The 15,046-nt window shown below is 42.7% G+C and carries 15 protein-coding genes and 1 rRNA gene; 9 read left to right on the top strand and 7 right to left on the bottom strand.

Annotation, left to right across the window (positions count from 1 at the left end; genetic code table 11):
- Positions 1-165 precede the first annotated feature (165 nt).
- Positions 166-282, top strand: a 5S ribosomal RNA gene (rrf, locus tag ABFC84_11070).
- A 176-nt stretch (positions 283-458) separates the two neighbouring features.
- Here rrf and ABFC84_11065 read toward each other — a convergent pair.
- From ABFC84_11065 to ABFC84_11045, 5 genes are all read right to left on the bottom strand, one after another.
- Entirely contained in the window at positions 459-674 is a 216-nt protein-coding gene (locus tag ABFC84_11065) for a hypothetical protein (GenBank protein MEN6413279.1), read from the bottom strand.
- A gap of 153 nt (positions 675-827) precedes the next feature.
- Positions 828-1,757, bottom strand: a complete 930-nt coding sequence (fba, locus tag ABFC84_11060) for a class II fructose-1,6-bisphosphate aldolase (protein ID MEN6413278.1) — start codon at positions 1,755-1,757, stop codon at positions 828-830.
- A gap of 127 nt (positions 1,758-1,884) precedes the next feature.
- Positions 1,885-2,772, bottom strand: coding sequence for an RluA family pseudouridine synthase (locus tag ABFC84_11055; GenBank protein MEN6413277.1), 888 nt, complete (start codon positions 2,770-2,772; stop codon positions 1,885-1,887).
- Positions 2,773-3,028: 256 nt separating this feature from the next.
- The gene (locus tag ABFC84_11050) at positions 3,029-3,496 is read right to left on the bottom strand and encodes a hypothetical protein (protein MEN6413276.1); all 468 of its coding nucleotides are present in this window, start codon (positions 3,494-3,496) and stop codon (positions 3,029-3,031) included.
- 65 nt (positions 3,497-3,561) lie between these two features.
- Positions 3,562-3,894 carry a hypothetical protein gene (locus ABFC84_11045; protein ID MEN6413275.1) on the bottom strand — a complete coding sequence of 111 codons (333 nt, stop codon included), beginning with the start codon at positions 3,892-3,894 and terminating at the stop codon, positions 3,562-3,564.
- Positions 3,895-4,149: 255 nt separating this feature from the next.
- Here ABFC84_11045 and ABFC84_11040 point away from each other — a divergent pair, with 255 nt between their 5' ends.
- On the top strand, positions 4,150-4,413 hold the full coding sequence (locus ABFC84_11040) for a hypothetical protein (protein ID MEN6413274.1): 264 nt from the start codon (positions 4,150-4,152) through the stop codon (positions 4,411-4,413).
- A gap of 19 nt (positions 4,414-4,432) precedes the next feature.
- Complete coding sequence (locus ABFC84_11035; protein MEN6413273.1) at positions 4,433-4,927, top strand: YajQ family cyclic di-GMP-binding protein; 495 nt, start codon at positions 4,433-4,435, stop codon at positions 4,925-4,927.
- 69 nt (positions 4,928-4,996) lie between these two features.
- Here ABFC84_11035 and uraA read toward each other — a convergent pair whose 3' ends face one another.
- A complete protein-coding gene (gene uraA, locus ABFC84_11030) occupies positions 4,997-6,250 on the bottom strand; it encodes a uracil permease (protein ID MEN6413272.1) in 1,254 nt (417 codons plus the stop codon).
- A 318-nt stretch (positions 6,251-6,568) separates the two neighbouring features.
- On the opposite strand from uraA, the gene ABFC84_11025 reads away from it, so the two are divergent.
- From ABFC84_11025 to ABFC84_11000, 6 genes are all read left to right on the top strand, one after another.
- Positions 6,569-7,804, top strand: a complete 1,236-nt coding sequence (locus tag ABFC84_11025; GenBank protein MEN6413271.1) for an aspartate kinase — start codon at positions 6,569-6,571, stop codon at positions 7,802-7,804.
- Positions 7,805-7,899: 95 nt separating this feature from the next.
- Positions 7,900-8,097 carry an alpha/beta-type small acid-soluble spore protein gene (locus tag ABFC84_11020; protein MEN6413270.1) on the top strand — a complete coding sequence of 66 codons (198 nt, stop codon included), beginning with the start codon at positions 7,900-7,902 and terminating at the stop codon, positions 8,095-8,097.
- 199 nt (positions 8,098-8,296) lie between these two features.
- On the top strand, positions 8,297-9,544 hold the full coding sequence (locus tag ABFC84_11015; protein ID MEN6413269.1) for an aminotransferase class I/II-fold pyridoxal phosphate-dependent enzyme: 1,248 nt from the start codon (positions 8,297-8,299) through the stop codon (positions 9,542-9,544).
- Between the two features lie 133 nt (positions 9,545-9,677).
- The gene (locus tag ABFC84_11010) at positions 9,678-10,304 is read left to right on the top strand and encodes a DUF47 family protein (protein ID MEN6413268.1); all 627 of its coding nucleotides are present in this window, start codon (positions 9,678-9,680) and stop codon (positions 10,302-10,304) included.
- On the top strand, positions 10,297-11,289 hold the full coding sequence (locus ABFC84_11005; GenBank protein MEN6413267.1) for an inorganic phosphate transporter: 993 nt from the start codon (positions 10,297-10,299) through the stop codon (positions 11,287-11,289). Before ABFC84_11010 ends, ABFC84_11005 begins: the two co-directional genes overlap by 8 nt.
- A 151-nt stretch (positions 11,290-11,440) precedes the next feature.
- The gene (locus ABFC84_11000; protein ID MEN6413266.1) at positions 11,441-13,108 is read left to right on the top strand and encodes a nucleoside kinase; all 1,668 of its coding nucleotides are present in this window, start codon (positions 11,441-11,443) and stop codon (positions 13,106-13,108) included.
- 46 nt (positions 13,109-13,154) lie between these two features.
- Here the strand turns inward: ABFC84_11000 and ABFC84_10995 are convergent, their stop codons facing one another.
- On the bottom strand, positions 13,155-14,510 hold the full coding sequence (locus ABFC84_10995; GenBank protein ID MEN6413265.1) for a pyruvate carboxylase subunit B: 1,356 nt from the start codon (positions 14,508-14,510) through the stop codon (positions 13,155-13,157).
- Between the last annotated feature and the right edge of the window lie 536 nt (positions 14,511-15,046).

Below are 15,046 nucleotides of genomic sequence, written 5' to 3'. Positions count from 1 at the left end.
ACTGGTACTAATAGGCCGAGGGCTTGACTTAAGAACGGGCGATGAGCTTTTGGCTAGGGGCTAAAGAAAGCCAACAGCCAACAGCTAACCGTCCGATCCATGCGAACACTTTCTTCTGTGAAGTTTTGAAGGAACATACTCGAAAGAGAAGTTCACTTCACTTAATCTGGTGACGACAGCTATGGGGCTCCACCTGTTCCCATACCGAACACAGTAGTTAAGCCCATATACGTCGAAAGTACTTGGTTGGAAACGGCCTGGGAGGATAGATAGTTGCCAGTTAAGAGAGCACTCACATTGTGAGTGCTTTTTTTAGTGATAATCCGGAGATTGACGAGAGTGCTCCAGATGCTAGGAATGACGAGGACACGACTGGAGCAGTACTGGAGGTACGCGGAAGGAGCGACCGCAGGAATGAATGCGTAGTCCTTGGCACTTTAGCGCCTTAGAACTACGGCTTACCCCTTGCGGGTACGACGCAGATGGGGTGCTATCGGCGATCGACGTATATGGGGTTCCACCTGTTCCACACCGAACACAGTAGTTTCACTCTGTGTAAGCGATTCACACGAAATCATAGATTTCGGTTCACTGCTTAACCCCATATACGTCGAAAGTACTTGGTTGGAAACGGCCTGGGAGGATAGATAGTTGCTGGTTAAGAGAGCACTCACATTGTGAGTGCTTTTTTGTTATGAGCTATGAGCCGTCGTATCTGTCAGCGCGAGGCGTCAGCCGTGGCGATTTTAAAGTGGGAAGAGGCAGTCCGCGTGACGGCAAAAATACCTGCCCATTACTTGGACAGGTATTTTTTAGAATTATAAGTTTTATAAACGGTTGCTGCAGTTGAGGACATTACGGATTTTATGTTTAACCATATTTTTAATTGCGTTGCGAGCTGGTTTCAAGTACTGACGTGGATCAAAATCAGAGGGATTTGTGATAAAGTGTTCACGTATAGATGCGGTCATTGCCAAACGAAGGTCTGTATCAATATTGATTTTGCAAACACCTAGTTTGCCGGCGCGCAACAGCATTTCTTCCGGTACACCCTGCGCGCCATTAATTTGGCCGCCATATTTATTGCATTTCTCAACAAATTCAGGCAGAACAGTGGAAGCGCCATGCAGGACTAATGGGTAATTAGGAAGCATGTTGGTGATTTTTTCTAAACGGGCAAAATCCAGACTCGGTTCGCCTTTAAATTTATAGGCACCATGACTGGTTCCTATGGCTATAGCCAAAGAGTCTACGCCGGTTCGTTCGACAAATTCGACTGCCTGATCGGGATCCGTATAGGTAGCATCCTTGGTATTAACCTTTAGTGCGTCTTCTACGCCGGCTAGACGTCCTAATTCCGCTTCCGCTACTACACCATGGGCATGTGCATATTCTACCACTTTTTTAGTGATGGCAATATTTTCTTCAAACGGATGTTTCGATCCGTCAAACATAACGGATGTGAAACCGCCATCGACACAGGATTTGCAGATTTCAAAGTCTTCTCCATGATCCAGATGCAAGCAAATGGGTAATCCTGAATCTTCTAGCGCCGCTTCTACAAGTTTAATCAGGTAAACATGCTTGGCATATTTACGTGCTCCAGCTGAAACCTGAAGAATAAGTGGAGCTTGCTCTTCTTTGGCTGCATCAACGATTCCTTGAATTATTTCCATGTTGTTTACGTTGAATGCTCCAACGGCATATTGATTTTGATAGGCTTTTTTAAACATCTCTTTAGAAGTAACGAGTGACATGAACATTCCTCCTTAATGTGATATACCATTTAATATTATATCATATATTCGTAAGCGAATGTGCTATACCATTTCAAATTATGTTATACATATCTGTCTACTTAGAATTAAACTGAGAAATTATCAGTTAGATAGTTCCAGTGGATAGCTGATAGAGCAGTCTGCTCATATCATTCGGCAAAGGACTTCGAATCCGGATGGCTTCATGGGTTAGTGGATGAGTAAAGCTGAGTTGGGCGGCATGAAGGGCTTGTCTGCAGATTAGCTGGTTGGAGCCGCCGTAGAGATCATCGCCTAGCAGCGGATGGCCGATATAGGATAGATGAGCCCGGATTTGATGGGTGCGGCCTGTAAAAAGTTCCAGTTCAATTAAACTGGCCGCAGTAAACGACTTTATAACGTGATAGCTGGTTATGGCTTTTTGTCCGTCAGATCGAACCATACGTTGGATAATGCTATTGGGGGCTCGACCAATTGGCAAATTAATCATTCCCGCGGACGGCTCGGGTGAGCCACTGACAACAGCTTGGTAAACACGCTGTAAAGCTTTCACATTGTCGCGTGAAAGTAAGTATTGAATATGGGGAGATTTGGCGATTAACACTAAACCGGAAGTGTTTCGATCCAAGCGGTGAACCGGATGAAAGCCATAAGAAAATCCGCATTGTTGGTAATAAAACATGACTGCATTGGCTAATGTATCCGTATCGGTAATTTTTGTTGGATGAACCAAAATTCCCGCCGGTTTATCAATAATGAGCATAGAATCATCTTCATAGGATATTTGAAGCGGTAAGGGAGTAGCCGGTATTGCGCAGTCCTGTTTCCAAGTGACGGTAATAATATCTCCCGGCTTGACCAGAGCATAATTTACAACGGGATGGTTGTTGACCGCGATGGAGCCGGTGTGTTTAATTTTTCGCCAAACCGTCAAAGAGATACCGGCATGATGCCGTAGAAAGTCTTTTACCGATATGGCGGCTGGTATTGCTTCAGGTACTTTAAAATCTGGCATATTGTGCTCCTTTAGTAGTTAAAAACAAGGTTGATTTTTATTTATCCGATGACCAAGCCGCTTTAAGACTCCCACTTCTGTGAGTGGGAGTTAAGAGCGGCTAAGTCCCTGGATAAATTCGACTAAAATTCAGATGAAGTTCAAACTTCACCTGAATTAAGTCTCATTTGATAGAATTCTCGATTTAACGATAAAAATCCTGTAAAAGATATGTAAATAGGGACGATTTTCGATCGTCCCTTCAGAAATGACTACATCATACCATGTTGTGTATCATTGCTACCAATTCCGCAATATGTTCACGTTCCACGGCACATGATTCCTGGAGATATTCTGTCATTGGTCCGCCGCGCAAGCTAAAAATATATTCCATACGGCGGTGGCGGCGGAGTAATGCCATAATTAGTAATAACAACAGGGTGCGTCGTAAACCAAATTGCCGTTCATCGGTTTCACTGTCTGCATCCCGCAAGTTTATACCATGTTTATTCATAATAGCTGCTATGGCATCATCGTGCATACAAATCATATGCAAGATATCTAAATATCCATGCCAGTGATTAACAGCAATATCATCCAGATTGTCACGCATTCTGTCGGTAGCTTGTTCCGCAGCTTCAACTGCCGTTCGCATGAGATCCAACTGTTCCATAGCTTCCTGGTGCAGCATACGCATGTGATCTAAATCAATGGAAATAGGTTTGCGAATACGTAGTTTTCGCATCATCAATCTCCCCTCCTTTGAGCTTCACTATATCTTATGCATCAACCCAAAGAGGGTGATATCCGTTATAGACTGCCGCGACTTCCTTTAAAGGGAGCTATAAAGCGAATCATACAAATCGGAACATGCATCGATACGGGCCTGTGACGGATGCAAACATTAACAATAATGAAATCACAGCCTACGTAACACAAGGTGCCGCAAAAGGATTCGCGGCGGCAAATTCGGGCATCTACGGAAAATAATACTTCATCGCCTAACAGGCATAACAGGCGATCCTTAAAGTGAGCATCGGCCAGCGCATGGACTTTTCCGGGCATAGGCGGTTCATCGCAGCACATGTCATCCATGTAGTCATAGCCACCCTCGTGATACCAATGCGGATATTTGCCAGTCATAAATGTCATCGTCCTCCTTTATTTATAATTGGGAGAGTGATACAATTTTAAGTATCTACCTGTTACATCATATGAAGAACAGCAACATAATGCTACTGCCCGTAAACATTTTGGCAAATCGGATTTTATGCATATTATTTTATTATCGGAAGCGCTTTTGTAAAACGAGAACTAAGCAGAAAAAAAGGCTTTTTTAGTGTAAAATGCAGGAAATAATCAAAATTGGCCGAATTATACTCTGTTAACTGTTGTGAGGTGATAGTCGTAGTGGAAATATTGCAGTACAGTAATATAATAATCGTTGGTTTTTTGGTTTGGCTTGTGATTGCACCACGGATTAGCAGTCCGCGATATGGTGAATTGTTTTTAGCGTATATGACCGCGTTGTTGTTCAGTTTGATTGCCAGTTCCGAGATTATTATGGTGAAGCCGGTTGCTTTCTTTTTTACTATAGGCGGTGTACTAGCCTTTTGTTATACCTTGGCAAGAATGACACTGAGAGTAACTTTAAGAAAATAGCATATGGGAGGGGTGGACAGTGGCGAAAGAATGTTCCTTCGATATTGTATCCGAAGTCAATTTACAAGAAGTGGATAACGCGGTAAATCAGACGGCAAAAGAGATTAACCAGCGTTTTGATTTCCGCGGCAGTAAGGCAGAGGTTACTTTGAATGGTGTAGAAATCAAAGTAATTGGTGATGACGATTATAAGTTAAAGAGCGTCATTGATATTTTGCAAAATAAGGTGATTAAACGCGGTATTTCTCTTAAAAGTTTGGATTATGGGAAAATAGAGCCGGCATTTCAGGGAACCGTCAGACAGATTGTGACTATAAAGAAGGGGATTAGCAAGGAAAAAGGTAAAGAAATTGTAGCCGCAATTAAAGCAAGCAAAATAAAAGTGCAGGCACAAATTATGGAGGATCAGGTTCGGGTTTCAGGGAAGAATAAGAATGATTTGCAAACAGTGATTGCCAAATTAAAGCAGGCTGATTTTGCTGTTGATTTACAATTTATTAATTTTCGTTCATAGAATGGGTTAAGGCAATAAAAAAGCTTCCGCAAATTGACGGAAGCTTTTTTATTGCCTTAATTTGATAGCCTAATCGGCATCATTAGTTAAGCCGAACATATCCAGTAGTTTAAAACACAAGCTGAGCAGAATCGAGACAACGGTTGCCAGAGCCATGCCCTTCATGGTTACCGTGCCGAAGGTGATACTGGCACCGCTTACGCCGATAATTAAGACAACTGAAGTCAAAATTAAATTGCGGGATTTACTATAATCAACTTTAGATTCGACTAGCATACGTACGCCTGAGGCAGCGATAACACCAAACAGCAGCAGGGAAACGCCCCCCATAACCGGAACAGGGATGCTTTGAATCGCTGCCGCTAATTTTCCGACAAAGGAAAGGACAATGGCCATGACGGCGGCGCCACCAATTACCCAAACGCTGTAAACCTTAGTAATCGCCATGACGCCGATGTTTTCGCCATACGTAGTGTTGGGAGTCGAACCGAAGAATCCGGAAACGATCGTGGACAAGCCGTTGCCTAGCAGAGAACGGTGCAGTCCCGGATCTTTCATCAGGTCACGGCCGACAATGTTACCGGTAACAACCAGGTGACCAATATGCTCTGCAATGACTACCAGTGCAGCCGGAGCGATGATCGCCATGGCACTGAAATTAAATTCCAGTGTGTAAATGGTTGGTATAGCCAGCCAGGGGGCTTGGGCGATACTGCTTAGATCAACTAAACCGATAAAAAATGCCAGGGTATAGCCGCTGAGTACGCCAACCAGGATTGGAATGATGGCCATAAATCCACGAAAGAGAATCGAACCAAAGACAGTGATAAGTAGCGTGAAGATAGATACGACTACGACCTTTGGGTCTAAGGTTTTAGCTGTCAGTCCGGCCATCTCAGCCGCAACAGGGGCCAGTTCCAAACCGATAACAGCGACGATAGCACCCATGGCGGCAGGCGGAAAGACAATGTCGATCCATTTAGTACCAACAACGCCAACACTGAGAGCGACAACTGTGAATATAACGCCGGTAAGAATAAATCCGCCTAAGGCAGTGTTGTAGCCATATTGGGCTGAAACAACCAATACAGGAGAGATAAAGGCAAAACTGGAACCTAAATAAGCAGGAATTTTGCCTTTGCAAATAAACAGGTACAACAGGGTGCCGATACCGTTAAATAAAAGAATAGTAGCTGGATTTACCTTGAAGAGGATAGGAACTAGTACGGTAGCACCAAACATAGCAAATAAGTGTTGTAAACTGAGAGGAAAAGTTTGTAAAATCGGTAACTTTTCATCAACTTGAATTTCACGGGTATTCATAATATTGCCTCCTTGTTAGTTGTTTTGGCACACAATAAAACCTCTTACCGGAGTAAGAGGTGAGAGCACAATAAAATGAAGATCATTATTGTGTACCTTATTAGTCTCTCCGGACTAATTTTAAAGGTTTACTTTTTTAAATTTAGCACGAAACTGCCTGATTGTCCAGGGGTTTTAGCAAAATAATTCGGGACAATACTTCTGATAAAGAAAAAAATAGTGCATAAATGTCCATAGAGAAGAGGATTTTGTTTTTATGGAGAGAATTTGTTTTAATGTATTAAAATTGAATGAGGGACGCTGTTAAGGGGGATGAATATGGCACTTATTGTAAAAAAATTTGGAGGAAGTTCTGTGGCAACACCGGAGAGAATTATCGGAGTAGCCAAAAAAGTGGTTAAAGAAAAAGGACCGGATGACAAAATTGTAGTAGTGGTATCGGCAATGGGGGATACTACTGACAATTTAATTACTCTTGCCGGACAGGTAAGCAGTCAAATACACCGTTACTCCCGGGAATTTGACCGGCTATTGGCTACAGGAGAACAAGTATCGATCGCTCTGTTAGCGATGGCTTTCAACGATCTTGGCTGCCCTGCCGTTTCCCTTACTGGTCCACAAGCTGGGATGATGACGAATTCCGCTCATGTAAAGGGGAAGATACGGGAAATTAAGCCGGAGCGGGTATTGCAGGAATTAGCTGTCGGAAAAATTGTGGTTGTAGCGGGATTTCAGGGGATTAATTCTGTCGGCGATATCGTGACTCTGGGACGGGGCGGTTCCGATACTTCAGCAGTGGCGTTAGCGGGTGCTTTACAAGCTGATGCCTGTGAAATATTTACCGATGTAGATGGTGTCTATTCCGCTGATCCCAGGGTTGTTCCCAATGCCAGACGCATGAAGGAAATTACTTATAATGAGATGTTGGAAATGGCCAGGCTTGGAGCTGTTGTTATGCAGCCCAGGTCAGTAGAAATGGGAAAACAATATGGTGTTCCGATTCATGTCCGTTCAACTTTTACCCAAAAAACTGGAACTTTTATTAGGGAGGTTTATACAATGGAAGAAAAGGAATTTATTATCCGGGGCGTTACGCATGATACAAATGTTGCAAAGATTGCAATTTTGGGTGTACCCAATCGGCCGGGCGTTGCTTTTAAGCTATTTTCCGCCTTGGCCAATGCGAATATTGATGTGGATATGATTGTTCAAAGTATCCGCAGTGATAACCGGGATATTATTGATATCGTGTTTACTGTGGCGCAGCCGGATTTAAATGAGGCAAAGAATTTGGTGGAACAGATTGGGCGGGAATTATCGGTTATCAGGCTCGAGATTGACGAGAATGTGGCCAAAGTTTCCGTAGTCGGTGCCGGGATGCTTGGCAACCCGGGTATTGCCGCTACGATGTTTGGGGCTTTGTCGGATGCCGGAATTAATATTGAAGTAATCAGCACTTCCGAGATTAGTATTTCTTGCCTGATTCAGTCTAGTCAGGTTCGCGAGGCTGTCAATTCGATACATGAACATTTCTTCCCGACAGAGGAAGATTGAAAATTTATTTTCTCCACAAATTTCATTGTATGGCGATCGTTAATTGAGGGATGCTAGTAGTGGTACCAAAATATTTTAAATGGAGGTTTTGCGTAATGTCAAGGAGCAAGAAACCTGTAAATCCGGCGGCGCAAAAGGCTCTCGATCAGTTGAAGGAAGAAACTGCTGCAGAAATCGGTTTAAAAGATTACAAGAACACCTATAAAGGTGCACTGACTTCGGCAGACAATGGACGAGTTGGTGGAAACATGGTTCGCAAGATGATTCAGGCTCAGGAGCAACAATTTAAGTAATCGAATCACATAAGCAGGCCTTAGGGCCTGCTTTATTTACATAATAAAAAATATTGGCTTTTATCGGAATAAATTTTGGCATATGGATTATATACATTGTAATTGAAGCAGGAAAATGCAGGTCTTGTGTAAAATAAAATAAAAGTATATTATTTTTCAAGAAGAACTTTATACTATATTAACTTTAGGGGGAATTCGCGTGACATATAGTGTTGCCGCATCGCATGCGAGAGGAAAGGTTGCGACCGATAATATTTTTGGCGCAAATGCTGCCGCGGTAAAAGCTGCTGCAAAATATGGGAATGATAAGGTAATTAACGCCACGATTGGTGCCTTGCTTGATGAGCAGGAAGTCTTGGCATGTCTTCCTACAGTCGAAACGGTATTACGAAATTTACCGATTGCTGAGATTATCAATTATGCTCCCATATCCGGGCTGCCGGATTATTTGACGGCAGTTGCGGAACTTTCTTTTGCCGATCACAAACCGGACGCATACACCGGTGCAATTGCCACTTCCGGTGGTTCCGGTGTGATTCATCATGTCGTTGCTAACTATACGGAGATTGGTGATACTGTATTAACGTCTGATTGGTTTTGGGGTCCTTACCGGGTATTGTGCAATGATGCGTTGCGCAAGCTGGATACATACCAGTTATTTGATGCAGCTCAAAAGTTTAATGTCACTGCTTTTGAGGCAAAGGTCAGCAGTCTGCTGGCAAAACAGGATAGTCTGGTGGTTATTATCAATACACCGGCTCATAATCCAACTGGTTATAGCCTTACGAATGAGGAATGGGATCAGGTATTAGATGTTTGCAAGAAACAGGGCCAAAATGGTAAAAAACGTATTATCCTGGTTGTTGATATTGCTTATTTGGACTATGCCGGCGAGAAAAATGCCAGTCGGTCCTTTATGGAAAAGTTCGGCGGCTTACCTAAGAATATTCTTACAGTCCTGGCGTTTAGTATGTCCAAAGGTTTCACCATGTATGGACAGCGTACCGGCGCGATGATTGGTATTTCGGCTGATAAAGACGTTATTACTGAGTTTGTAAATATTAACCAATATACCAGCAGAGCTACTTGGTCGAATATTAATCGGGGTGCTATGCGGTTATTGGCTACAATATATCAAGATAAAACGCTGCTAACTCAGTTGGAGAAAGAACGTAATTATTTATACGGCTTGACTCGTGACAGAGCGGATATCTTTATGCGGGAAGCGAAGCAAGTTAAACTGAACATGCTTCCCTATATAGCTGGCTTTTTCCTTACCATTCCCGCGAAAAATCCTGCGGCGGTTTGTGATAAGCTGCATGATGTGAATGTGTTTGCGGTTCCTCTGTCAAAGGGAATTCGTATTGCCGTGTGTGCTGTGCCGTCAGTTAAGATTACCGGTTTGGCCGGTAAAGTGGCGGACGCGATGGATGCTGTTGATAAATAATGATTCTGCTATAAAGTGTTCAGCAAGGGCCGGAACTTTATGTTCCGGCTTTTTCGTATTTTGCAATATCATCCAGTGGTAGAGTTTGTTTTGGGGGAGATACTACTCTTAGGCAACTTTTGGAGGTAAATGCATGTTTAGTTTTAAATCAAAAGAAAATGAATTTTTTACTCTCTTTGAGGAAAGTACACGATTGCTGCACCAAGGATCCTATATGCTGAAAGAAGTAATGAATGATTATACGCAAATTGGCGAAAAAATTCCTCAAATTTCAAACTTAGAACATGAAGCGGATGATATCAATGATGCAATTATTGATAAACTAAATCAAACGTTTATCACGCCTTTGGATAGAGAAGATATTTATGCATTAGCCAACATGCTGGATGATGGTGTCGATAACATTCAAGGAATCATTGAGCGAATGATGTTATATCGCGCGGGTGAGCCCAGCAAAGGAGCTGTAGAATTGAGCTGCTTGATACTAAATTGTGCTGAGGAACTGGTTAAAGTTTTTGAATTGCTGAAAAATATTAAAGGAAATCAGCAAAAGATATTAGATTATACACGTAAAATTGTCGATTTGGAAAGCAAAGGCGATAGTATTTATCGCCAGGAAGTGGCACATTTATTTACTTCCTGTTCTGATACATTGGAAATTATTAAGTGGAAGGAAATCCTGGAATATCTGGAGAATGCTCTTGATCATTGCGAAAGTATAGCGGATCTACTGCGGGGAATGGTTATGAAATATGCCTGATTTATTAATTATTTTCGTTGTATTATTATCGCTGGGGTTTGATTATATCAATGGATTTCATGATACGGCGAATGCAATTGCCACATCGGTATCTACAAGAGCACTTACGCCGAAGGTTGCTGTGGTGCTTGCTGCCGGACTGAATTTTGCCGGGGCAATGTATAGCACCGGTGTAGCAAAAACAATTGGTAGCGATTTGGTTAAATCCGCGCAAATGGTGAATGAGCCGATTATTATCGCCGCTATGATTGGTGCTATTTGTTGGAATGTATTGACTTGGTGGCTGGGCATTCCCAGCAGTTCTTCTCACGCGTTGGTAGGTGGGGTAGTAGGCGCTGTTCTTGTTTCCAGAGGAGTGGAAGCCCTAAAAATCGAAGGCATCTTAGGGATAGTAGCTTCGCTGATTGTTTCACCGATCATAGCCATGGGGACCGGTTTTGTTATTATGACGCTGTTGTTTTTGATTTTTGGTAGAATGGCGCCTTCCAAGATCAATTCAAAGTTTAAGCGGCTGCAAATTCTTTCTGCTGCTATGATGGCTTTTTCCCATGGCTCGAATGATGCACAAAAAGCGATGGGGATCATTACCCTGACTTTAGTTAGCAGCGGATATCTTACCAGCCTGGAAGTGCCGATTTGGGTCAAAATGGCGGCAGCAATCTCAATGGGTATGGGAACAGCCGCCGGTGGCTGGCGTATTATTCGCACTATGGGCAGTAAAATTTTTAAGCTCGAACCAATTAGCGGATTTGCTGCCGATTTAAACTCATCACTTGTTATATTTGGGGCCACTTTACTTCGTATGCCGGTGAGTACTACTCATGTTGTATCCGGTTCGATTATGGGGGTTGGAACGGCAAAGCGGGTTCGTGCCGTACGCTGGGGTGTGGCTCAGCAAATGTTAATAGCTTGGATATTTACTATACCCAGCACTGCATTAGTGAGTGGTACTGTTTATAAAATCATTGCAATGCTATTTTTATAAATGGCAGAGTTTGTTAATTTTTATCACTTTTTAACCTGAAATGTGATAAAATAAATTAATACAGTGATTTCAACATGATAAAATCCTGCTGTATAAAAAATATAGCAGGGTTTTGTTTTAAAGGGTATATTGATGTACAGGAGGCGGTTTAATGAATGACCGGATTAGCATTAATTTCACCAATGGAGATTGTAGCTTGTATGAGCGGGGGATAACCTTGCTTCAACTGAGTCAGGCAAGGAGCAATCTCTATTCCTCACCGATAGTAGCCGCGAAAGTTAATAATGAAATAAAAGATTTGCCGACTGTTATTGAGGATGATTGTACAGTTGAGTTTCTTGATTTACGAAGCGAGGCCGGAGTAAAGATCTATCAGCGCACCCTTATTTTTATCATGATCACTGCGGTACAGGAGTTATTCCCCCAAGGAGAGTTAACGGTTGAGCACTCTCTAAGCAAGGGGCTTTATTGTGAACTGCATCTGCCAAGAGAACTTACTGAGCAGGATATTGCGGCATTGGAAACCGAGATGCGGCAGATTATTGCGCAAGATCGCCTGATTACAAAAAAGATATTGCCGACCCAAGAGGCGATTGCGCTATTCTCCGCAGCCGGACAGCAGGAAAAGGCAAAATTGCTGCAACAGTATAAAAGGAAAACTGTCAGTATTTATTATTGTGGCGGAGTTTACGATTATTTATATGGGAATATGGCGCCTAGTACAGGGTATGCGGCAGTATTTGCGCTCCAGTTTTACAAACCCGGATTCATCTTACGGTTCCCTGAGCCAGGACGTCCGGAAGAATTACCTGATTTTGTTGATCAGCCCAAACTGGCGGAAATTTTTCTTGAGGCTGAAAAATGGGGAGAAATACTGCGTTGCGGCTATGTTGCCACCTTAAATGACTATGTTTGTTTTCAAAAAGTGGATGATATTATTCGGGTAGCCGAGGCCTTGCATGAAAAGAAAATCGCCCAAATTGCCGATTTTGTTGCCGAGCACCGGGATAAAGTACGAGTCATTTTAGTGGCGGGCCCATCTTCATCCGGGAAAACTACCTTTGCTCAGCGCTTAGGTATTCAATTACGGGTGAATGGCGTTCGTCCTGTCCCCATATCCCTTGATGATTATTTCGTTGATCGCGCCTGTACTCCCCGTGACGAAAAGGGTGACTACGATTTTGAAGCCATCGAGGCTATCGATTTAAATTTATTTAATGAACATCTGATTCAACTGTTAAAAGGAGAGGAAGTAAAAGCGCCCTCTTATAATTTCATGACTGGACAACGGGAATATCGCGGCCAAAAAATTCATATCGATCATGATCAGCCTCTTATTATTGAAGGCATTCATGGTTTAAATGAACGACTGACCCGGGCGGTTCCCCGGGATCAAAAAATAAAAATATATATCAGTGCGCTTACCCAGTTATCCATTGACAACCATAACCGGATTCCGACGACAGATACCCGTTTGATTCGGCGTATTGTCCGGGACAGCCAATTCAGGAACCACGATGCGCTACGGACATTGCAGCTTTGGCCGGCGGTTCGACGGGGAGAAGAACGGAATATCTTTCCTTTTCAGGAAGAGGCCGATATTATGTTTAATTCGGCGTTAATTTATGAATTAGGTGTTTTAAAAAAATATGCTGAGCCATTGCTGCAGCAGGTTACGGCTGAATATTCTCAGTATGTGGAAGCCAAACGACTGTTAAATTTTTTGGCTCATTTTTCTTCGATTGATGATAAGGAAATTCCGAATAATTCTATATTGCGTGAGTTCATCGGGAATTCGTGTTTTAGCCAAATAGAATAAAATAAAAAAGCCTGGCCCTGATGGGCCAAGCTTTTTTATTTTATTCTTAACGGTTTTTAGCAAAGAAGTTAAGCGCAACTTCAGGGAACAAAGCATAGGACAGCACATCTTCAATAGGAGCATTGGGATATCCTTTTTCAGCCAGTTCAGCCTTCAGTTTATCCATTTGCGGCGGAATATCATCAGCCGGACGATAAGTGATGATGGGTTCATCGCCAATAATTTTTTCGCGAACGTCTTCGGCAACAGGCATCGGTGTACGACCGTATTTGCCGCGAGCCAAGTCTTTTACTTCCCGGGGAACGATCTTGTAACGTTCGCCCATCATAACATTGAAAGTAGCCATGGAACCAACGATTTGACTGGTAGGAGTTACAAGGGGAGGATAGCCAAGGTCTTTCCGTACCCGTGGCATTTCATCCAGCAGTTCGTCATATTTATCTTCCATCCCTTGTTCCTTCAATTGATTCCGCAGGTTGGACAGCATACCGCCAGGAATCTGGAAAGTAAGAACTTTGGTGCTGGGGTTGAAGGAAGTATTGAGCTTGAAATCTTCTGCCAGAGATTTCTTAACAGCGGCAAAATGATCCGCAACCGGGTACAATGTCTCTTTTTTCAGACCGGTATCACGGTCGGTACCTTCCATAGTAGCGATCATGGATTCGGTACAAGGTTGGGAAGTACCCATTGCAAATGGCGAAAGAGCGCAGTCAACGATATCCACGCCGGCTTCAGCCGCTTTGAGATAAGCCATGGAAGCCATGCCGCTGGTATAATGGCAATGTAAATGAATCGGTACTTTAATTTTCGGATCGGATTTCATCGCTTTGACTAAGTCATAAGCGGCGTAAGGAGAAATCAGACCGGCCATGTCCTTGATACAGATGGAATCAACACCACGGTCAACTAAGTCATGGGCCAGTTGTAAATATGTTTCCGTCGTATGATAAGGGCTGATGGTGTACACGCAAACACCCTGTACATGAGCACCAGCTTTTTTACCTGCTTTAATACCAACTTCCAGGTTGCGAACATCATTCAACGCATCAAAAATACGGATAACGCCGATACCATGTTCCACCATCTTGGCAACAAAAGCCTCAACTACATCATCAGCATAATGACTATAGCCGAGAATATTTTGGCCTCTCAACAGCATGGAAATAGGAGTTTTGGTGATGTGCTTGCGTAATGTGTCCAAACGTTCCCAAGGATCTTCATTTAAGAAACGCAGGCAGCTGTCAAATGTAGCGCCACCCCAAGCTTCCAATGCCCAGTAACCCATGTTGTCAAGAACTTCTAATTGAGGGAGCATATCAGTGATACGCATACGAGTAGCGGCCAAAGACTGATGACCGTCACGCAACACTGTTTCCATGATTTTCAGTGGATTTTTTGCCATTTAATAATTACCTCCTCATAGAATTATATTTATATCCGACATTTCGCCGTAATTTAGAATGGGAGAAGACTGTGATGTTACGAATTTCACTTAGAAATTTAAATGAAAACCGTTTTATGCCAAGCAACAAGACGGTACGAAAATCCCTCGTAAACATATGTATCCTTGTCGTCATATGCACACAATCTTGGCACTAACGCTCATCTACATAAGTATATATATTTGTTGCGACCAGTAAAGTATACGAAAGCAAGCGAACTGTAGCTACTTACTAACGAACACTATTACATGCAGAGAAAGCAATGCAATCTAAATTGCAACGCTTTCCTAAATATACCTCATGTGTCTGAGAAAACAGTATTCAATCATCACTTTTAAATTTTGCGAAACATCGGTTATACAACAATTTTAATTATAGTGATTTATGCAAGTTTTGTCAATTACTTACGACGTGTATACACAATACTATGGATAATAATGGAACTTGATTTAGACTAAAAGCTCGTAAGAGCATGGTACCCTTTTGCTGTGCAGTT

Source organism: Veillonellales bacterium (genome assembly GCA_039680175.1).
Taxonomy (GTDB): domain Bacteria; phylum Bacillota; class Negativicutes; order JAAYSF01; family JAAYSF01; genus JBDKTO01.
The sequence above is the reverse complement of the archived record's forward strand: the minus strand, read 5'-3'. Positions and strand labels throughout refer to the sequence as shown.